At 44.9% G+C, this 19,525-nt stretch carries 19 protein-coding genes and 2 tRNA genes; 6 read left to right on the top strand and 15 right to left on the bottom strand.

Features of this window, described 5'->3' with window-relative positions:
- Positions 1–128: 128 nt before the first annotated feature.
- Both DN748_RS08980 and DN748_RS08975 read right to left on the bottom strand, forming a co-directional pair.
- Positions 129–1,175: a response regulator gene (locus DN748_RS08980; RefSeq protein ID WP_112371460.1), complete on the bottom strand. Its 1,047-nt coding sequence runs from the start codon at positions 1,173–1,175 to the stop codon at positions 129–131.
- Positions 1,153–2,391, bottom strand: coding sequence for a PAS domain-containing sensor histidine kinase (locus DN748_RS08975; RefSeq protein ID WP_112371459.1), 1,239 nt, complete (start codon positions 2,389–2,391; stop codon positions 1,153–1,155). Before DN748_RS08975 ends, DN748_RS08980 begins: the two co-directional genes overlap by 23 nt.
- A gap of 185 nt (positions 2,392–2,576) precedes the next feature.
- On the opposite strand from DN748_RS08975, the gene DN748_RS08970 reads away from it, so the two are divergent.
- The 4 genes from DN748_RS08970 (at position 2,577) to DN748_RS08955 (ending at position 6,463) form a co-directional block, all read left to right on the top strand.
- On the top strand, positions 2,577–3,848 hold the full coding sequence (locus tag DN748_RS08970; RefSeq protein ID WP_201741455.1) for an MFS transporter: 1,272 nt from the start codon (positions 2,577–2,579) through the stop codon (positions 3,846–3,848).
- An 80-nt stretch (positions 3,849–3,928) separates the two neighbouring features.
- Positions 3,929–5,953: an HD family phosphohydrolase gene (locus DN748_RS08965; protein WP_112371458.1), complete on the top strand. Its 2,025-nt coding sequence runs from the start codon at positions 3,929–3,931 to the stop codon at positions 5,951–5,953.
- Positions 5,954–6,101: 148 nt separating this feature from the next.
- A tRNA-Ser gene (locus tag DN748_RS08960) sits at positions 6,102–6,185 on the top strand.
- Between the two features lie 203 nt (positions 6,186–6,388).
- A tRNA-Pro gene (locus DN748_RS08955) sits at positions 6,389–6,463 on the top strand.
- Between the two features lie 316 nt (positions 6,464–6,779).
- Here the strand turns inward: DN748_RS08955 and DN748_RS08950 are convergent.
- From DN748_RS08950 to DN748_RS08920, 7 genes are all read right to left on the bottom strand, one after another.
- Complete coding sequence (locus DN748_RS08950; protein ID WP_201741454.1) at positions 6,780–7,133, bottom strand: YceI family protein; 354 nt, start codon at positions 7,131–7,133, stop codon at positions 6,780–6,782.
- Between the two features lie 57 nt (positions 7,134–7,190).
- A complete protein-coding gene (locus DN748_RS08945) occupies positions 7,191–7,820 on the bottom strand; it encodes an NAD(P)-dependent oxidoreductase (RefSeq protein WP_112371456.1) in 630 nt (209 codons plus the stop codon).
- 260 nt (positions 7,821–8,080) lie between these two features.
- Entirely contained in the window at positions 8,081–8,734 is a 654-nt protein-coding gene (locus DN748_RS08940) for an HAD family hydrolase (RefSeq protein ID WP_112371455.1), read from the bottom strand.
- A gap of 74 nt (positions 8,735–8,808) precedes the next feature.
- Positions 8,809–9,432, bottom strand: a complete 624-nt coding sequence (locus tag DN748_RS08935) for a class I SAM-dependent methyltransferase (RefSeq protein ID WP_112371454.1) — start codon at positions 9,430–9,432, stop codon at positions 8,809–8,811.
- Between the two features lie 235 nt (positions 9,433–9,667).
- Entirely contained in the window at positions 9,668–10,852 is a 1,185-nt protein-coding gene (locus DN748_RS08930; RefSeq protein WP_112371453.1) for a M20 metallopeptidase family protein, read from the bottom strand.
- A gap of 105 nt (positions 10,853–10,957) precedes the next feature.
- The gene (locus tag DN748_RS08925; RefSeq protein WP_112371452.1) at positions 10,958–11,335 is read right to left on the bottom strand and encodes a nuclear transport factor 2 family protein; all 378 of its coding nucleotides are present in this window, start codon (positions 11,333–11,335) and stop codon (positions 10,958–10,960) included.
- Between the two features lie 105 nt (positions 11,336–11,440).
- Positions 11,441–11,803, bottom strand: coding sequence for a DUF2200 domain-containing protein (locus DN748_RS08920; RefSeq protein ID WP_112371451.1), 363 nt, complete (start codon positions 11,801–11,803; stop codon positions 11,441–11,443).
- A gap of 318 nt (positions 11,804–12,121) precedes the next feature.
- Between DN748_RS08920 and DN748_RS08915 the strand changes: the two genes are divergently transcribed.
- Entirely contained in the window at positions 12,122–12,562 is a 441-nt protein-coding gene (locus DN748_RS08915) for a DinB family protein (RefSeq protein ID WP_112371729.1), read from the top strand.
- 56 nt (positions 12,563–12,618) lie between these two features.
- On the opposite strand, the gene arsB is transcribed toward DN748_RS08915, so the two are convergent.
- Genes arsB through DN748_RS08895 form a run of 4 tightly spaced genes read right to left on the bottom strand, consistent with a single transcriptional unit; the run spans position 12,619 to position 15,148 of the window.
- The gene (gene arsB / locus DN748_RS08910) at positions 12,619–13,665 is read right to left on the bottom strand and encodes an ACR3 family arsenite efflux transporter (protein WP_112371450.1); all 1,047 of its coding nucleotides are present in this window, start codon (positions 13,663–13,665) and stop codon (positions 12,619–12,621) included.
- A gap of 3 nt (positions 13,666–13,668) precedes the next feature.
- Complete coding sequence (locus DN748_RS08905; RefSeq protein WP_112371728.1) at positions 13,669–14,286, bottom strand: arsenate-mycothiol transferase ArsC; 618 nt, start codon at positions 14,284–14,286, stop codon at positions 13,669–13,671.
- 11 nt (positions 14,287–14,297) lie between these two features.
- On the bottom strand, positions 14,298–14,768 hold the full coding sequence (locus tag DN748_RS08900; protein WP_112371449.1) for a DUF6428 family protein: 471 nt from the start codon (positions 14,766–14,768) through the stop codon (positions 14,298–14,300).
- A gap of 50 nt (positions 14,769–14,818) precedes the next feature.
- Positions 14,819–15,148: an ArsR/SmtB family transcription factor gene (locus DN748_RS08895; protein ID WP_112371727.1), complete on the bottom strand. Its 330-nt coding sequence runs from the start codon at positions 15,146–15,148 to the stop codon at positions 14,819–14,821.
- Positions 15,149–15,568: 420 nt separating this feature from the next.
- Here DN748_RS08895 and DN748_RS08890 point away from each other — a divergent pair, with 420 nt between their 5' ends.
- Complete coding sequence (locus tag DN748_RS08890; RefSeq protein WP_112371448.1) at positions 15,569–16,333, top strand: LuxR C-terminal-related transcriptional regulator; 765 nt, start codon at positions 15,569–15,571, stop codon at positions 16,331–16,333.
- Positions 16,334–16,351: 18 nt separating this feature from the next.
- Here DN748_RS08890 and DN748_RS08885 read toward each other — a convergent pair whose 3' ends face one another.
- Positions 16,352–17,710, bottom strand: a complete 1,359-nt coding sequence (locus DN748_RS08885) for an outer membrane protein assembly factor BamD (RefSeq protein ID WP_112371447.1) — start codon at positions 17,708–17,710, stop codon at positions 16,352–16,354.
- A 51-nt stretch (positions 17,711–17,761) separates the two neighbouring features.
- A complete protein-coding gene (locus tag DN748_RS08880) occupies positions 17,762–19,396 on the bottom strand; it encodes a hypothetical protein (RefSeq protein ID WP_146746585.1) in 1,635 nt (544 codons plus the stop codon).
- Positions 19,397–19,525: the final 129 nt, after the last annotated feature.

Below are 19,525 nucleotides of genomic sequence, written 5' to 3'. Positions count from 1 at the left end.
TTTGTTTTCAAACTATCGCAGCAAAAATACCTGCTGTTTCAAAAACAAAATATGATAAATATCAATCCGCCCGCCCCTGCCTGCAATCCGGGAAGTATAAATTGGTGGTTGAAGGTTGAAGTTGTCATTCAGGATATTCTATGAAGTCCTTCAATATCAAGTACCTTTATATTTCTTCCTTCTATGGCTATAAGTCCTTCCTTTTTGAGTTCCGACAAGGTGCGGATAAAGCTTTCCGGGGCAATTCCGGCCACACTGGCGAGATCGTTCCGGGAGATCCTGATCTCCTGTTCCGGTTTGAACTGCAGTTTTTCCACGAAACGCAATATGGTGCCGGCCGTTTTCTTTCGCACCGATCCGTAAGCCATCTGCAGGAGTTTTTCCCTGGCCCCGGAAAGATCCCCGGCAAGAAACTCCACCAGTTCCACCGCCAGGTTGTGATTCTGATGCAGCACTTCTGCAAAAGTATCCTTGCGCAGTGCATATACCCCGGTATCTTTCAATGCCGTAGCCGATTCTTCATAAGGAATGTTACGGGTAAAGGAATAATAGCCGAAAAAATCATCATCCCGGCTGATATCGGTAATAAGCTCCTTGCCGAATTCCTCTATACGATGTGTTTTTACCATACCGCGGTCTACAAGGTAAATATAATTGGAGTGGTTTCCTTCCGCATAGATCACTTCGCCTTCCTTAAAACTGAGGTACTCCCCTTCATCCGTAAAAAAGTTTTTGAGTTCATTGATGTTGCGAATATCCTCTTCCTGCTCTTCCCGTTGTACTTTTTCCCCTGCCTCCTCCAGCAGGGAAACCTTGGCCATCCGGCTTTCGATAGCGCTTATAAGTTCCTCTTCCTCAAAAGGTTTGGTCAGGTAATCATCGGCGCCCAGGTCCATCCCCCTGCGTACTTCCTTTCGTTCGGTTTTGGCAGAGAGAAAGATAAAGGGGATTTTACGGGTATCCTTATTTGCCGACAGGGTTTCCAGTACCCCGTATCCGTCGAGTTCCGGCATCATGATATCGCATACGATAATATCCGGAAGCTGTTCCACCGCAAGGGCTACCCCCTGCTTTCCGTTGGGGGCGGTCAGCATTTCATATCCCGACAGCTCAAGTAGTTCTGCGGTAGTTTCCCTTAACACGGGATCGTCTTCAATGAGTAATATCTTCTTCATAATTAGGTAGTTTTACCGTGAATACCGTTCCTTTGCCCTCCTCGCTGACAAAACTGATCTCACCTCCGAGGTTTTCCAGGTGGCTTTTTACGATGTTGAGCCCGATACCTGTGCCCTGATCGATCAGGGCATTCCTGGCACGGAAATATCTGCTGAATATATATTTCTGGTCTTCCCGGGGAATACCGATCCCCTGGTCCTTCACTTCGAAAACAAACATGTTTTCTTCTCTTCTCACACCTATATCGATCACCGTATGTTCGGGAGAGTATTTTACTGCATTCCGCACCAGGTTGGAAAGTATGAGTTCAAGTATTTTCTCGTCCTGACAGAGTACGTAATCATCAGTATTATCGGGAAAATTGATTCTTTGCCCGGTTTTCAGCAACATATTGGCATCGTAAATCACTTCGTTAAATACTTTACTCACTTCAAAAGGAGCAAATTTATACTTTTCCTTCCCCGATTCTATGCGTTCTACAGATAAAAAATCATTGAGGATATTGTTCAGGTATCTGACCTTATTTTTAATGGTTTCCAGGTGTTTTTCCCGTTTTTCCTGCTGTTCTTCCCCGGTGTATTTTCCTATAAGTGTTGCCGATACCAGGATACTGCTCAGCGGTGTTTTGAACTCGTGGGACACCAGGGAAAGAAACTTGGTTTTCAACTCGTTGAGTTCCTTTTCCTTCTGGAGGGCATTCTTGATCCTGTTCTCGGCATCCGTTCTGCGCTTCACCTCTGTCTTCAACTGGTTTACCAATGTCCTGAGCTCCCGGGTACGTATCTCTACCTTTTCCTCCAGCTCCTCATTGAGCTGGCGTATCCTGTTTTCTGCCTCCCGGCTCACGGTTACATCCATGACCAGGGCAATGACATACTTGTTCCCGTTAAATACGAAAGGATTGAGCCCGATCTCTACCGGAAGCTGTGTCTTGTCTTTCCTGATGCCCCACAGGTTCCTGCCCGCAGCCATTTTACGCTTGCTGGAACGGGCATAGTAGTTGTTGAAATGCCCGTCATGGCTTTTGCTGTATCTCGGGGGGATCAGGATGTCGAGTTTCTCTCCTATCAATTCGTCTTTCTCATAGCCGAACATCGCCTCCAGGGGGCTGTTTACCGCTACGATATTCTTTTCCCCGTCTACGACCAGTATTCCTTCCGAAATCGTTTCGAGAAGAGTGCTGAAAATCTTTTCTTCCTGTTGGAAAAACTTCATGGATACAACTGTTTATCTGAATATCTCTCACCAGCGGTCTCCTTAACCGATCATTGAACAATATTGTCAGGGGCCCATACCGGAATGTCAGTGTTCAAAGATAGTTATTTATGTTTTTAATACGTGAAATCTTTATATTGATATACACGGAGATCATAATGCCCGCCTAAAAAAAGTAAGGTGTTATGGTACGCATTACCATATTCCTGTATACCTTTGCAGCTGCAATAAAAATACTCGTTTTACAGGCTGTAATTATGTCGTTTGATACTGCTTTAACTACCGGCGGGCACCGTACCAGAATGCAGATAGCCGGTTTTGTTTCATTTACTTTCCTGGGATACCTGTGTATCGGACTACCTCTGGCCGTACTCCCCATATATATTCACAAAACCCTGGGATATAGCGAAATAGTGGCCGGTGTAATTATCAGCCTGCAATATGTTTCCACATTTATCGTAAGAGGGATTTCCGGAAAACAGGTAGATACCCGGGGGCCGAAACCGGTAGTACTGATAAGTATGATCGGTTTTATGGCCAGTGCCATACTGATGTTTGCGGCATTTAAAACCCAGGAAGACAGGATGCTCTGCCTTGTTCTCCTGGCCGTAACCCGGCTTATTACCGGCTGTGCGGAAGGCATGATAGGGGCCAGCCCGATAAACTGGGCGATGCTGGCCGTAGGCGAACGGCACACGGCCACTGCGATCTCCTACAATGGTATTGCCAGTTACGGCGCCCTGGCCGTGGGGGCTCCGCTGGGAGTACTGATCAGCGAACACTGGAAGATCGAGTATATTGCATTGTGGATATTCATCATCCCGCTCACGGGTCTGTTATATGCCCTCTCCAAAAAAGCGGTTACCGGCCGTTTCAAAGCCAAACCGATAGGCTTTTTCAAGGTGTTGAAGCTGGTAGCCCCTTTTGGTGTTTGCCTGGGACTGGCCGGACTGGGGTTCGGAGGACTGTCTAATTTCATCACCCTGTATTACGATTATTTCCACTGGCCGGGCGCAGCCCTGTGCCTCACGGTTTTCAGTGTGCTCTTTATTACCGGGCGACTGTTTTTTGCCAACCAGATCAATCTCCGGGGAGGTCTCAGGGTGTCTTTGGTATGCCTGGTCACTGAAATGACGGGGCTCATCGTATTGTTCCTGGCCACACATCCCCATACCGCCCTGGCGGGTGCAGCCATAACGGGACTGGGGTTTTCCCTGGTCTTTCCTGCTCTCGGGGTAGAAGCCGTAAAACTGGTACCGCCTTCCAACGCCGGGGCCGCCCTGGCTTGTTACGGATTGTTTATAGATCTTTCCCTGGGAGTTACCGGTCCGCTGGAAGGTGCTGTTATCAATGTCTTCGGTATGGAATACCTGTTCCTGTTCTGCGCGTTTACTATCCTTATCAGTATTATTATCATCTGGAGGCTGCTGCAACGGAAAGGCAAAAACAGGCTCTGAATGCTACAGATCTATTTCCACCGGGTATGTAATGCTCATATGAAACATTTTTGTGTAAATTTGAACAAATATTCCCCTGAATGAAACATGCCTTTCACAATATATACCGTAATCAGTCACTGATTTACAGGATTTTCCTTTTTATCTGTGCCACGGCACTGGTGGTATACCTCTTCCCCAAGGCAGGTAAATTCAAATACGAGCTGCAGAAAGGAAAGCCCTGGCAGTACGAAAGCCTGTATGCCCCGTTCGATTTTCCGTTGCTCAAGACCGGTGAAGAAATGGAAAAGGAACGGGAAACGGTCAGGAAAGAATTTATTCCGTACTACACCTATAATTCCGGCACCATGTCCCGGGTAATGGAGCATTACGCCGCGGAGTACGACAATTTCGTACAGCGCAGCGAACTGGAAAAAACAGGGCAGGACTTCCTCCGGTCACTTTATGAAAAAGGCATTATTGCAGACCAGGAGAATATGCCGCCGGGACGTTTTATGCACCTGGTGAAAGGGAATGAGGTTTCCGTGGTAAACAAGGAGAGGATCATCAGGCGGGGAGATCTTAAACAACACCTCTTCCGGTACCTGGATGACCGGCGGCTTTCGGCCTATAAGACCGATTTTTACAAGCTGTTCGACAAAATAACAGAACCCAACATCACCTGGAACAAGGATTTTTCAGAAAAAGCCCTGAAAGAGGAACTCGAGAACATATACGCCACCAAGGGGACCATAGAGCGTGGCGAACGGATCATCCTCAACGGGGAAGTCGTGGAAGGCGAAAAATATGAAAAGCTGTATTCCCTGCAACAGGAGTATACGTCCCATATCTGGAAAGGCACCAATTATTACTGGATCCTCTTCGGTTATATTGTACTGGTAGGGCTGGCTTTTGTGATGCTCTTTCTTTTCCTGGGCAAATTCCGCGCAGATATCCTTAACGACAATACCAAGGTCACGTTCATTTTTGTGAACATCATTATCATGGTCTTTGTCACGACCCTGGCCGTAAAGTACGACGGCAGCTATGTATACGTGGTCCCGCTGTGTATCCTCCCTATCGTATTAAAAGCCTTTTTCGATACCAGGCTCGGTTTTTTCGTGCATGCACTCACCGTCCTGCTGCTGGGTTTTGTGGTCCCCAACAGCTTTGAGTATATCTTTTTACAAATCATTGCCGGAGTGGTTACCATACTTACGGTATCCGAATTATACCGGAGGGCCAACCTGTTTATTTCAGTCGGGCAGATCACGCTGGTCTACATGATCGCTTACCTGGCCTTTACCGTGATTCACGAAGGCAACCTCAACGATATCATATGGCTTAATTTCGGATTGTTCATACTGAACGGCCTGGCTACCCTTTTCGCCCAGCCCCTGATCTATATTTATGAAAAGCTGTTCGGCCTTGTCTCGGATGTCTCCCTGCTGGAACTTTCAGACACCAATTCAAAACTTTTAAAAGAACTGTCGGACAAGGCACCCGGAACCTTTCACCACTCGCTGCAGGTCGCCAATCTTGCCGAGGCTGCGGCCAACGAAGTGGGGGCCAATGCCATGCTGGTCCGCGTGGGGGCCCTGTACCACGATATAGGCAAGATGAACAACGCCATATACTTTACGGAAAACCAGACCACCGGAGTAAACCCTCACGACGAGATCAGTCCGGAAGAAAGTGCCAGGATCATTATCGACCACGTACTGGACGGCATAGAACTGGCCCGGAAGCACAACCTTCCCGACCGCGTTATAGACTTTATACGTACCCATCACGGTACCACCACGGTATATTATTTCTATAAAAAACAGCTGGAACAGGATAAACATACAGCAATAGAAGACTACCAGTATCCCGGCCCCATCCCCTTTTCCAGGGAAACCGCTATAGTAATGATGGCCGATGCCGTGGAGGCGGCCTCCAAAAGCCTGAAAAACCCCACCTTCAGCATGATCAATGACTTTGTGGAAAAGATCGTGAGCAAACAGATCGAAACAGGACAATTCCTCAATGCCAACATTACCTTCAAGGAGATCGAGGACATTAAAAAAGTCTTTAAACGCAAACTCACCAATATCTATCATCTGAGGATAGAATACCCCGAATAGTATCCTGTTGATTCTTAATCAGGTAAAAAAAAATCGGAAATATCCCGTAAAAAAGTCCGGCAAATAGTTGCGTTCTACACCCTGAACCACTACATTTGCATCCGCATTTTAGCAACGGAAACGTTCTTAAAGATATTCAAAGCTCAACGGAGAGGTGCCAGAGTGGTAATGGAGCAGATTGCTAATCTGTCGACGGGAAACTGTCGCCAGGGTTCGAATCCCTGTCTCTCCGCTTCTTTTCGGGTATAGCGTAGCCCGGTTATCGTGTCCCGCTATTGGCGGGAAGGCCGAAGGGCCGAATAAAATATTGAAAAGGAATAGAATTCACACTATTCATCGGGGTGTAGCGTAGCCCGGTTATCGTGTCCCGCTCTTGGCGGGAAGGCCGAAGGGCCGAATAAAATATTGGAAAGGAATAGAATTCACACTATTCATCGGGGTGTAGCGTAGCCCGGTTATCGCGCCTGCTTTGGGAGCAGGAGGCCGCAGGTTCGAATCCTGCCACCCCGACTTGACGAGGCTGTCTAAAAAGTCAAGGCAGCCTCTTTTTTATTCGGGTAGGTATCCGAGAAAAATCTCAAATACGCAAATCTCAGGGGGGTTGAAAAAACTTTTTAGACGCCCTCGTTTTTGTTTTGGGCTATTCCCTTCTTAATGTGACAGACAGATCCCCCCACTTTGTTGATCCTTTTGGTTCGAAAAGAAAATCTGTTCTACGGTATTCACCGGCCAAAGCAATTTCATCCACCACCTGACGTATACGTTTTGCCTGCAAAATTGTTTTACCGGGGTATGGGTCGGACCGTATTATATAAGAAATTTAAAATTACTGCTGAAATTCGGCATTGACAACAAAGGGCACTTCATCACCAAGCATAGGGGCTGGAAATGCTGAGCCAATCCCGAAATCTGAACGCTTGATAACTCCTGTCAGCTTAAATCCTGCCGAAGTTTTTTTGGTTTGCGGGTTTTCAACCGAGCCTCTGTAAGTAAGGGTTAATTCTACCTTTTTGGTGATGCCTTTTGCGGTCAGGTCTCCGGTAAGTTTGTATTGTCCTTCTCCTGCATTGTTTATGCCGGTACTTTTGAACGTAATCTGCGGGTATTTCTCCACGTCAAAGAAGTCGGGGCCTTTCAGGTGCCCATCCCTCATTTCATTTCGGGTGTCAATGGATGCCACGTTCCGTTTGGAGACGTTTATTTTAAATACGCTTCGCGTTATCACCGTATGCCATGATTATTTCGCAGAAATGGCAACATACTTTTTGAGTTCGGTGGGATTTTCTGCTTGTTTAACGATAAAGTCGGCAACATCTGCCCTGTTTATGGAACCTATATCGAACCCTTCGTACAATTGGGTTTCAACCCGATAATTTTCCGTCAACGGGCCATCCCGTAATTCTCCCGGCCGTACGATTATCCAATTCAGGTTGGAGTTGGAAACTATGACCTCCATTTTTGTTTTATCGGCATAAACGTCTTTCAGAGCAGTTTCCAAAAACGCTCTAACAGGCTTCGAGGTGTAATTTATACTATCTCCGGCACCGAACCCGGTAACAAAAACAAAGGGGATATCAGACTTGTTTTCTCTTTGAATTTCTATTAGCAATTTGGCGAAATCTGAAAACAGGGTCGTTGCCTGCATATTGGCTCCGGTACCTAAGGTAACCAAAACCGCATCGGTGTTTTCGATTGTTTTCATCAGATCGGCTTTGTTGGTCGCACTGCCCTGTACCGATGTCAATGCATCGTTCTCTATTTCAATTTTTGAACGGGAAAGGGTTATTACCGTGTGTCTGCGGTCCAAAGCTCTTCTGACTGTTTCGAGACCGATACCTGCAGATGCCCCGATGATCGATATGTTCATTTTTATTTTTCTATTGTAATTATTTTAATATTACAAATATATTTACATTTGCTAACTATTTGTAAGTACTAACCCATAAGTTAGTGCTCACATTTTGGTAAGCATATTGTATTGTTAATAATTTATGAATACTCAGGAAAAAACTGAAGGTAAGTGTAATATTGCCGGAATTCAGGCAGTTAGGGATGCTATGGGTGTATTGAGCGGATATGAGAAAGCCCATACTGTCCGCTTGTCCTCTCCGTAGGGTTCCGGATATTCTATCTGCCGGTTCTCGACGCTAACCAATCGAAAAAGTCACCGACCGTGTAAAACAGTACGTCGGGGTTCAGGGCCTCCAGCTGCTCCGGTTCGGCAGTTTCTGCCCACGCTGCTGCGGCAATGGGAATACCCGCCTCCCGGCACGACCCGATATCACTGGGGGAATCGCCTACGTAAATAACTTCATTACTATCCGGATTTCCGAAATAATCCAGGCAGTTTCTTATACCTTCCACTTTCCTCGGACCCGCGGGATCGCCCGTTTCCGTCTTTTCAAAATAACCGGAGATCCCGAAACGGTTCATTGAGATCTCTGCACTTTTTTTACCCTTTCCGGTAACCATAGCCAATCTCACATCTCTTGATTTCAGGAGGCTCAAAAGTTCCCTGATCCCCTCGAACGGCTCAGGGCACATGTCGTGGAACTCCTCGTAATAATGTAAATAGGCCTCTATCCCCTTATCATAATGGTCCGGTGCAAGTGCCGCAATAGTTCCTTCTTCGGAAGGACCGAACGTTGCCATGATCTCGGCATCGGAAACTTCTTTCCCGGTAAGGGGTTCGACCGATTTCCTGAACGCTGCAATACACATGGGTAAGGTGTTGGCCAATGTGCCGTCCAGATCAAAAATAACAACCTTGATCTTTTGCATTATTACTGTTTTTTAATAGATTGATAAACACCACTGTAACATTCTCTATAAGCAGATACCGGCATATGCTACGGTTACCTTTTTCTACCGACAAACCGTATTACAGATCCTTTGCCGTTATGGTACAAACCTTCATGTAATGTAACCTCCCGGGTACAGAGTTCAATAACATCGTAATCCTTAAAATCGGATTTGAGTTCCTCCTCCGAAAACAGTGATTCCATATCCACGGGGCCCCCGACCTTTGGATTTTTCATGCGGTATTCGAGATGTTCTTTTCCGAAGCCTTCAAAAATGACAATCCCTCCTCTCCGGACATATCTGTCCAGTAACCTGTGATATTCGGATTTAATGGCTGCCGGGAAATGCGCATAGATCAGGGCTATGGTGTCAAACTGCTCTTCCCGGTAACCGAGATCCGGCAATTCACCCACTTTATAGTCTATGCTCACATCGTTAGCTCCGGCCAGCTTCAACGCTTTTTTTCTTCCCTCCGCGCTGATATCAAAAGCAGATACATTCCAGCCTTCAAGAGCAGCGAATACCGCATTGCGCCCCTCGCCTTCCGCGGGAAACAGGATATCTCCCGGTTCGAATTTCCTTAACTGTTCTTTCAGATATTCATTGGGCAGGATTCCGAAGGCATAAGCCTCATCGGCATATCGGTTCTCCCACCTTTTTAACCAGGGATCGGGCATGGTATACGGATAGTTATGGATTTAATACGAATTTCTCAGGCCTAAAGCACGACTAATTTAAGCATTCCCCATGTATAATCTCTACAAAAAACTCTTAAAAAGTGGGACACCCTGCCTGAAAAGATTTTTGTAGAATCGGCAGGTATCGAACTAAACCATCTCCCCTATCCGGCTTTAATACTTCGCCAAAAGCTCCGGGCATATCCATATCCGGCAAAAAGCTCAGCCACCCGTTTCAATGGCCCAGCTGCCGTAATGCGATATATGCCATCAGGCCGGTACTTAATTGCAGGGCGCTTTCATCCACATCAAATGTGGAAGTGTGTAAAGCCGAAGTAATGCCCCGGCTTTCATTGCCTGTTCCCAGGAGATAGAAACAGGAATCAGCCGCCCGGGAATAATAGGCAAAATCTTCGGCGGCCAGCCAAAGGTCCAGGTCTACCACCTGTTCTTTCCCCAGAAATTCTTCGGCATAGGCGCGCACTTCGTCCGTCAGCTTCGGTTCGTTTACAAGGACCGGGTATCCTGTATTCACCTCAAAATTGCATTTAGCTCCCATACTTTCGGCAATACCCCGGGCCATTTTCTTCATACGTCTTCGGGCTTCCTTGCGCCATTGTTCATCGAACGTCCTGAACGTGCCTTCCAGGTATACTTCATCCGGTATCACATTGGTTGCTCCGTTGGCTATGACCTTTCCGAACGACAGCACACTGGGCATTCTCGGATCGGCAATTCGGCTCACCACCTGCTGTAACGCAGTGATGATATGGGCAGTAATGACCACGGGATCTGTATTCTGCTGTGGTTGGGCACCATGCCCACCCTTACCTTTTACGGTGATGAAGAATTCATCCGTGGAGGCCATAAACTTCCCCGGCCGGAACCCCACCTTACCTGCGGGTATCAGGGGCATCGCATGCTGTCCTACAACGGCCCGGGGTACGGGGTTTTCCAGCGCCCCTTCCTCAATCATCAGGCTGGCACCGCCGGGCGGTCGCTCTTCTCCGGGCTGAAAGATCAGCTTCAGGGTTCCTCCGAAATCAGCTTTTAATGATTGGAGTATATGCGCCGTGCCCAATAGCGATGCAGTATGTGCATCGTGACCACAGGCATGCATCACGCCTTTATTTTCTGAACCGTATTCCCGGCCGTCTACCTCGGTAATGGGCAGGGCATCCATATCTGCGCGGAGGGCGATAACGCGATCGGAAGGCAGGTCACCCTTGATCTCCGCCAGGACCCCCGTCCTGGCGAGCGTAACATACGGAATGCCGAGTTTGTCCAGTTCCGCTTTCACAAAAGCACAGGTTTCGTATTCCTCAAACGACAATTCGGGGTGTTGGTGTAAATGCCGGCGGTGGGCTACCGTTTTTCCGTATATCTCCCGGGCCAGGCTTTGTATTTTTTCTTTTAACATTGTGATCTGCGATTTGGCATTTAATATGTATCATGTTTAAAGTGGTAAATAAAATAAATGTTACCTCTTTCATTGTTTTCAGCTTGTCAGAAACCGGGTTTTTTATTAAATTCCAATTACGTAGGATGTCATTGAATTAATTTTTTTTCCTTTCGCTCCACTAAACCGATAAAAGTCCGAAAACGCATATTTCTTCCCGTTTTGTATTTTTATAATTCCGTTTACAGCTCCCTCTTTTCCGTGAGACAAGATTTGGTCAAGTTGTAGTTCGGCCGTTTTGATTTCCTTCATTTTATTCAATTCCTTTGCAAAACTGTCTTTTCCTTTAATTTTTTTGTCGCCAACTATATTCCAAACGATATCATCTGTTACGCTTTCTGTAAGAAATTCCACGTTTCCTTTTGCAAAGGCAATATTGAATTCCTTTAAAAACTCCATTTTTGGGGAATTGCCGCAATTTGAATTTGAAACAATTTTCGTCATTTGGCTGCTTTTTTAATTTGAGTTCATTTTTTTTAACGTATTGTCAATGCTACATGACTATAATCCGTCGCAACACTGCTACCGGTTTTCTATCCCGATATGGGGTTAGGTTCTCAAAATTTTCTCCATCTTTCTGCCTTTGGCCAGTTCATCGACCAGCTTGTCCAGGTATCTTACCTGCCTGGTCAAAGGAGTTTCGATTTCCTCTATGCGATAACCACAGATCACCCCAGTGATAAGGCTCGCGTTGGGGTTCAGCCTTGCAGTTCCAAAGAAGGTTTTAAAAGTCACTTTTTCATCAATCAGTTCCTGCAGTTTATCACTGTCGAAGCCGGTCAGCCACTCAATGACCCGGTGCAGTTCTTCCCGGGTCCTTCCTTTGCCCTCCACCTTTGCAATATAATGCGGATATACGGAGGCAAAGGTCATTTCTGCTATCCGTTTATCGTGTTCGGGTGTTGTTTTCATTTGGTTTTTTAGTTTGTAGTTCTTAGTTGTTAGTTTGGTTCATCATTCCGGCATGGGAAACCCCTAAAGGCTCAATACAGTTCAATCTCCGGTGCTTCCTTACTGATTTTTTCCGGTCAAAACAACGCTACAATATACCGAATATCTCCGCAAAGATCCAAAATGAAAACCAGGGTTCTGTTACTTATAAGCCATGTTTATAAAAGTAACTGGTATTCGCCAGCCCGTTTTTCCTAAATTTGTCATAAAACCACATAGAAAAGTTCAAAATGGGTGCAGTATATCAAAAGCAGTAAAGTAACCGGAAAAACCAAAGTAATGAAAGCTTTTTTCAGAGATATCTTCGAATTTCATCATCATTTCAACCAGAAACTGGCGGGGCAACTGCTGGACCTTGAAGAAAAATTGCCCGAACGGACCGTTTCCCTCTTTTCCCATTCCTTAAATGCACACCAGATATGGAATGCACGTATCATCCGGAAAAAGACATTGGGGGTCCACCAATTGCATACGCTGGAAGAATGCAAGCGGATTGATCGTGAAAACTACGACGAAACATTAAAAATACTGGACGAACGGGAGTTGGATGAAACTATAGTCTACACCAATTCAAAAGGGGATAAATTCAGTAATTCGATCCGGGAGATTCTCTTTCATATTGCCAATCACCACAGTCACCACAGGGGGCAGATCGTATCAGATATCAGGCTTGCGGGAGTGGCTCCGATAGTAACGGATTATATTTTTTATAAACGTTAAGGCCGGGAATATTCCCCTTTCCCCTGTCATAGATCCCCGGTTTTGCTTTTACCGCCTTAAACGCCCGGCTCCCCGTGATATCTTTCCTTTAGCCAAAGCGAAACCTTTACCAGTAAGATCAATGCCGGCACTTCTACCAACGGGCCGACGACTCCTGCAAATGCCTGCCCTGAATTTATTCCGAAAACGGCAATGGCAACCGCAATAGCCAGTTCAAAATTATTTCCTGCCGCCGTAAAGGCTACGGAAGTCGTTTTATCGTATCCGACTCCCATTGTCCTGGTAACGAAGAAGCCAATAACGAACATCAAGGCAAAATAGATAAACAGGGGAACGGCGATTATCAGCACATCCGCCGGTATTTCCACGATCAACCCGCCTTTTAAGGAAAACATCACCACAATGGTAAACAACAAGGCTATCAGCGTGACCGGTGAAATGGCCGGAATAAACTTCTCCATATACCATTCTTCTCCTTTCAGCTTCACCAGAATCAGGCGGCTTATTATTCCGGACAGGAACGGAATCCCGAGATAAATGGCTACACTTTTGGCAATAGTCCCTATTGAAATATCGATGGCTGTCCCTTCAAACCCGAAATAAGGAGGAAGGACCGTAATAAAAATCCAGGCATAAAAACTATATGCAAAAACCTGGAATATACTGTTTAATGCCACCAGGCCCGCCCCGTATTCACTGCTTCCCCGGGCAAGGTCGTTCCATACCAGGACCATGGCTATACACCGCGCCAGGCCGATCAGGATAAGCCCTGCCATATATTCCGGGTGATCGTGTAAAAATAACATGGCCAGTACGAACATTAAAACCGGACCTATAATCCAGTTGAGCACCAGGGATATCAAAAGAATCTTTGTATTGGCGAATACCTTTGGCAGAAGTGAATAATTGACCTTTGCCAGGGGCGGATACATCATCAGTATCAAACCTATGGCAATAGGAATATTGGTATCGCCCTCATTAAACGAGTGAATAAAACGGGGGAATACCGGAAAAAAATAACCTGTTCCCACTCCCGTCGCCATTGCTATAAAAATCCACAAGGTGAGGTTCCTGTCGAGAAAGCCCAGTTTTTTTACTGCCATGTTTCACGATTGAATTTGAGAGAAAACATAAAACAATTCCGCAGCGATCTGCAGACTTCTTTCCGCATATTTCCCGGCCTGAAGCGGGGTGTTGTCAAAAACTTTCGGGTCTTCGTAAGTAACGGGAATGCGTTTTTCCGCTCCCGGTACAAACGGACAAGCTTCGAAAGCGGCATCACAGGTCATTACCGCCGCAAATTCCGATTTCGGATTAAAATCATCGTCCAGTTTTTTTGAAAACCCTATAACGGGATGTTCGTTTTCCGAAAACTTGAAGGTGTAGGGAGCATTGCCGGCACCTGCCAGCTTTTGCACGAGAAACCCCTGTGCTTTCAACGTTTCCGCTACTGCCGGATACAGGGCGGTGGCTTCCGTACCTCCCGAATAACAGACAACATTTTTAATATCAAAGTAATGGGCCATAGCCTGCGCCCATACCTGTGACAAATGACTTCTTCGCGAGTTGTGCGTACAGATAAAATGGAGACGGACCTCTGCCATTGCATCGACCTTTTCCCGGATAAACTCAACAAGGGGTTTAAGTACCTGTTTTCTTTCGCCGGAAAGGGTTGCCGTTTTCAGTGTTTCAACGGTTTCCCCTAATCTTTCATAAACTGCCATAAGTTTTTTAGTTAACAACATCCGCTGCCGGGTGCACAGCGGGACGGGTTTTTCAATGCAGATAATTTTACTCTTGGCTTTTCCGAAGGAATACGGCACTTATCCTTTGCCAGGCAATCGGTTTGCGTAGTAACGAGCAGAAAATTTTCACCCTCAAACCCCAGACCATACTTCGATATGCTTTCTCCCTGGTACTCTACTTCCACAGGCAGGTTCTCATCAATATTCAACGTTTTTTCCGAAAGTTCAATGATCTTCAATAACTTGTCAGGGTGCAGCCTGTGGTCGTAATCATCGGCATTCCACAACTGAAAATTGACCGTTTTTTCCTCGCGTACGGTACCGCCGCAATCTATAAAGTGCCTGGAGATCTTCCCCACCTCCGTAACGTGAAAGTGATTGGGTACCAATGTTCCGTCGGGCAATTGAAAAGCAATGACCTCCAGTTGCCTCAATATGTTTTTTACTTCCGAAAGCTTCATAACTGCATTCTTTTACGATTTATATGATATTTATTACCGTTATACCTTTTTCAGCAACAATCTGTTTCCGGTATATCCTGATTGAAAAAAGAAATCATCAATGTTTTCATTTTTAACCAATTGTCAGGGTGTATACAATAGCAAACCCTGGTCCCCTCTATTGTTCCCCGGATAAGCCCGAGTTGCTTTAATTCCTTCAGGTGCTGCGAAATGGTAGGCTGCGCCAATCCTATTTCATCAACCAGGTCTCCGCATATACACGTGTTCAGTTTAAACAGGTGCTGGATAATGGCCACTCTTGCCGGATGCCCGAAAGCCTTTGCAAAAAGGGCAATTTCATTCTGTTCGTCCGCAAAAATCTCTGTTTTGGATAATCCCATCACTTTATTCATTGTGTCATTGCAATATTACGATTAATAATCGATTTTACAAAACCGGGTTTGATGGGCCGTGAGGCAAATTGCTATTTGGATGATTGGTTATTGGGTTATTAGGTTATTCAGGTAACAACTCAATAACGCATCGTTAGTTTGCAAACGACGAAATGGGTGGAAGCCGGGAGTCGGGAGTTGTCATTCAGAACAGAGCGCAGCGAAGTGAAGAATCTCCAACCAGGATCAATGGAACGTCAACAACATCACCGAAGCACCGGAGATTCCTCCCCTGCGGTCGGAATGACAACTATAACCAAGAACTAAAAAACTACAAACTAAACAACAAAAATACCCTCCACAGCGTACTTTTAAACATTTTGTTTATATTTGGTCCGCCAAAAAACCTGATTGACCAACCACACCAATATGAAAAAGCTTCTTTTTGACGAAGCCCGGAAAAACTGGCTTGAGATCGGCCATCACAAAAAACCGGGAGACCTTAAACTGGAGGTAGAACTCTACAAAAAGATGCTCAATATTTTCCAGGTAGGCGACTTCTATTATATGGTTTTTAATCCGCCCGAAGGTATTATCGAATACACCAGTTCATCCATTACACCGATACTGGGATATGAACCTTCGGAATTCCAGCTGGAAATGCTGATGGAGATCATTCATCCCGACGACCTTCCCTACTTCCTGGATTTTGAAACTACCGTAACCAGGTTCTGGAAACAGCTGCCGCCGGAAAAAGTGATGAAATACAAAAGCCGGTACGACTACCGCCTCAAGAAAAAAAACGGCGAATACATGCGTATTCTCCAGCAGATCGTCACCATACAGAGCGATGAGCACGGCGCCGTGCTCCGCACTTTTGTCGTGCACACCGATATCAGCCATATCAAACACGACCACAAAATGATGCTTTCATTCGTTGGCCTGGAAGGCGAACCTTCCTATATCGATGTACAGCCCGATGCCAACTTTTCCAAGTCCAGGGAGGTGCTGACATCAAGGGAAAAAGAAGTCCTCTACCTGATCTCACAGGACTACAGTTCGGAAGCTATTGGCAGATGCCTGAATATAAGCCCGAAAACCGTAGGCACCCACCGTAAGAACATCTATCGAAAGACCGGTACCCATACCGTTACGGGACTGATAAAACTGGCGCTGCAAAACGGATGGTTGTAATGTGGCATAGCTTTGTTGCTATTCCTCTGAAACAAGAATAAAAGACAATCGTTCCCCGTTTTTAATACGCTTGTCTTCATAATGCTTTATCGTATGATCGTATCCGCTAACAGTGTTATCTCCTAAACTAAAACCACTCATCGTAATTATTTTCCCATTGCCTGTTTCAGGTATAGCCTTACCCGTAAATCTCGCATATTCTTCTGCCTCTGACCTGTCATCACAAGTAGCGCCTTTAACTTTTATACCCAGTTCATTGGGTTGTTTTCTGCATTCCCTGTCATTTTGATCCAGGCAAGGCCATATAAAACCGGACTTATACGAATAATAATTTATATACTTATACTCATATCCTTTTCGCTTGTTCCCACCGATGATCTGTTTTTCCACAATGGTATCCAATTGCTGTTTATGTCCGCCTCTCTGGGTATATTGCCATTCTGCTTGTGTGATCAGGCGAAATTTCTTTCCTGTCTTTGAATTGAGTGCCTGAATGAAATACAGGACATTTTCGTAGCTAATATTCCTTTCCTCTTCAGGAGAAAAAGGATATCCGTTTTTTTTACTTATTCTCAACCGGGTTTTGAAATCCTGTTTTTTGGGTAAATAGTTGATCTCCCACGTATCCCAGGCATAATTATTGTGATAATTAATATAATAGTTGTTCGGGTTGTCTAAAACAGCCCAGATAATGGCTTCGGTAATGTATTGGTTTACAACATAAAAATTATATGGGATTTCTATGGCCCTTTGCGGATTACCGTTATAGTACGGATTAAAATATCTCGCTTTTTCTTTATATGAGTCTATTATTTCCTTGTCTGTCCTGTATTCCCCCAGGTAATTACGCCGGTCTATGGTATTTCTGTAAAATGTTCCCTTTTCTACTTTTATTACATTATTACAGAAATCGCTTATAATTTTTCTTCTATATTGCTCTTCGTGTATTCTCATCTGGTTTGCTGCCTGATTCCATTCTTCCTGGGTTTTGGGTAAGTGCTGAATGGATTGGGCTATTTGATACACCTCCTTATATTTGTCTTCCAAACCTTCTATATCATACCTGGAAAGATATAAATCACAGTCTTTCCTAAGTGCCTGTGCAGTAGTATGTCCTTTGAATATTTTATCATACCGGCCTATACCTCTCACAAAAGGAGCACGAGCTATAATTTTAAGATACAGGATTTTCGGGTTTTTCATCCCTTTTGCTTCCAATTCTTCCAACAAGCTTATTGCTCCATGGTAATCAAATTTTTGAAACCTTTGCTCAGCTTCCTCAAATTTGAGCCTTTCCATGGTGCCTTGAGCCTGCACGGCAATACTGCTACAAACGAAAAGGACAAGTAATACGATGTGTTTTATTGTTTTTGTCATTTTAACTTTTGTCGGATTTTTAATTTTGCTTCATCAATTTTTTCATAGTGTTTATTCTTTTACAGGATTGCCCCAGTAATCTAACTTCGGTTTTTTGGTTTGTTGTTTCTGTGGTGTAGCCGTTTGCTTGGTCTGTGTGGTATTTGTTTTTTTTATTGGATTGCCCCAGTAATCCAACTGCTGCTTATTGCCTGTTGTATGTTGCTGCTGCTCATTGGCATTTTTTCCGGTATAGACGATGTTATTTTCTATACGTATACCTGCATTTTGTATTTCGTTTTTAAAGTTGTTCAATACTGTTTGTGCTTCCTGTTCTGAAATGTAATAGCCATGTAACTGGCCATTATGAGAGGTAAGGTCATTGATTTCTGCCTGTATGGTGTTTGCCATCGGCCAGGTACCATCCGGATATTGCCCTATGGCAAACACATTGGAAACCCTTACAACAGCTTTCCCTTCATCTATTTCGATCCCGGTAAAGCTGTCAAGGTTGTTGGTATAAATAAAATAATACAGTTTGTTGCTTTGCACCCTTGTTGCAGAGGTGGGTATTTCTCCTGTTTTATACCTTTGAAAAATGGCGTTGGTGTTTTGCGTTATTTCGTCTATTCTTGCCCTGCTCGCCAATATTGCTGCTATTTTTGCTTCTTCTTCTCTTTCCGTTCGTTCCCGTGCTCTTTTTTGGGCCTCCAATTTACGGTCTAATGCGGCGCTTTTCGCTTCGTTCTCACGGTTGATCCTGTCTAACTGTGCATCGAAATAGTTCCTGACAGGCTGCATGGCCTGCCGGGTCGGATCTATGGCATCTTGTATTTTTCTTTGCTGTTCACGCCGGTAGGCCTGTCTTTCATATTCCATCTGCTCAAGGGTTTTGCCCCTGCTTTTAGTCCTGTTGGAATTTGCAGTGGTGCGGGATGTAACTGATTTTTCATTCTGAATAGTTTTGCCCGTTGTAGAGGGTGAAGTACTTTTTAAAATTAATCCGCCGCCGCCCGAAGAGGATGAACTGCTATTATTGGTCAATACAATGGTTTTCTTTTTGGGTTCGGGTTTTGATGCCCTGTCCTGCTCTTCTCTTATTTTCTGTTTAACGAATTCAGCAGGAAAAGAAGATTGTGTTAATCTGCCATTATTAATAAGCCTTATTTTAAAAAAAACCAATGCCAGATTGTAGTGTGCCTCTTCAGTAGAACCAGGTGTAGCTTTTACCTTACCCATGACTTTTGTGACATCGGCGCCGGAAAAAGCATGCCCTGTAAAAACATCAGGCTTAGCCTGCCCCCAAATACCGTTGATAGAAAAACGATGTCGCTGGCTATACCCCGTTCCGGGTTCATAAATTTCTATTTCAACGTTTTCAAGTGTATAGCGACCTCCTTGTTCAAAAGAAGCTGATTTTTTTTCTCCGTTCACCATAAAGTCGAATTGAGACAATTTTACAACAGGCATGGATACCCTTACATGGTAACTCCCATTTCCGGAGCTATAAAATGAAGCAGAGCCCCTTGGAGAATAATCATCCCATCGTACGGAACTACGTATGGCCCCCGCGCTGATAGCGTATTGATTAACCCCTTCTGTAAAAGGAGACGACAAATCAAGAATAGCAATATTTTGTCCATATCCTGTTACTATGGTCAAAACCATGACAATACATACTGTAATTCTCTGTGGTTTCATCATCATTATAATTTATATTTAATGTCATTGCTGTCCCATTAAAATCTGAAAAAGTTCTTTGAAATATTTGAAATATAGTTAGTTATAGAGATTTTCCGGGCGAACGGACTTGAAAACATAGCTTAGCATCAGGTT

The organism is Sinomicrobium soli (genome assembly GCF_003285545.1).
Lineage (GTDB): Bacteria > Bacteroidota > Bacteroidia > Flavobacteriales > Flavobacteriaceae > Sinomicrobium.
The sequence above is the reverse complement of the archived record's forward strand: the minus strand, read 5'-3'. Positions and strand labels throughout refer to the sequence as shown.

Bases quoted from the DNA above. Each gene is read 5' to 3' on its own strand.
- DN748_RS08925 (WP_112371452.1), bottom strand. From the start codon at position 11,335: ATGACGAAAATTGTTTCAAATTCAAATTGCGGCAATTCCCCAAAAATG.
- DN748_RS08905 (WP_112371728.1), bottom strand. From the start codon at position 14,286: ATGGCAGTTTATGAAAGATTAGGGGAAACCGTTGAAACACTGAAAACG.
- DN748_RS08885 (WP_112371447.1), bottom strand. From the start codon at position 17,710: ATGACAAAAACAATAAAACACATCGTATTACTTGTCCTTTTCGTTTGT.
- DN748_RS08965 (WP_112371458.1), top strand. From the start codon at position 3,929: ATGAAACATGCCTTTCACAATATATACCGTAATCAGTCACTGATTTAC.
- DN748_RS08935 (WP_112371454.1), bottom strand. From the start codon at position 9,432: ATGCCCGATCCCTGGTTAAAAAGGTGGGAGAACCGATATGCCGATGAG.
- arsB (WP_112371450.1), bottom strand. From the start codon at position 13,665: ATGGCAGTAAAAAAACTGGGCTTTCTCGACAGGAACCTCACCTTGTGG.
- DN748_RS08880 (WP_146746585.1), bottom strand. From the start codon at position 19,396: ATGATGATGAAACCACAGAGAATTACAGTATGTATTGTCATGGTTTTG.
- DN748_RS08975 (WP_112371459.1), bottom strand. From the start codon at position 2,391: ATGAAGTTTTTCCAACAGGAAGAAAAGATTTTCAGCACTCTTCTCGAA.
- DN748_RS08970 (WP_201741455.1), top strand. From the start codon at position 2,577: ATGGTACGCATTACCATATTCCTGTATACCTTTGCAGCTGCAATAAAA.
- DN748_RS08980 (WP_112371460.1), bottom strand. From the start codon at position 1,175: ATGAAGAAGATATTACTCATTGAAGACGATCCCGTGTTAAGGGAAACT.
- DN748_RS08940 (WP_112371455.1), bottom strand. From the start codon at position 8,734: ATGCAAAAGATCAAGGTTGTTATTTTTGATCTGGACGGCACATTGGCC.
- DN748_RS08900 (WP_112371449.1), bottom strand. From the start codon at position 14,768: ATGAAGCTTTCGGAAGTAAAAAACATATTGAGGCAACTGGAGGTCATT.
- DN748_RS08895 (WP_112371727.1), bottom strand. From the start codon at position 15,148: ATGGGATTATCCAAAACAGAGATTTTTGCGGACGAACAGAATGAAATT.
- DN748_RS08915 (WP_112371729.1), top strand. From the start codon at position 12,122: ATGAAAGCTTTTTTCAGAGATATCTTCGAATTTCATCATCATTTCAAC.
- DN748_RS08945 (WP_112371456.1), bottom strand. From the start codon at position 7,820: ATGAACATATCGATCATCGGGGCATCTGCAGGTATCGGTCTCGAAACA.
- DN748_RS08930 (WP_112371453.1), bottom strand. From the start codon at position 10,852: ATGTTAAAAGAAAAAATACAAAGCCTGGCCCGGGAGATATACGGAAAA.
- DN748_RS08920 (WP_112371451.1), bottom strand. From the start codon at position 11,803: ATGAAAACAACACCCGAACACGATAAACGGATAGCAGAAATGACCTTT.
- DN748_RS08890 (WP_112371448.1), top strand. From the start codon at position 15,569: ATGAAAAAGCTTCTTTTTGACGAAGCCCGGAAAAACTGGCTTGAGATC.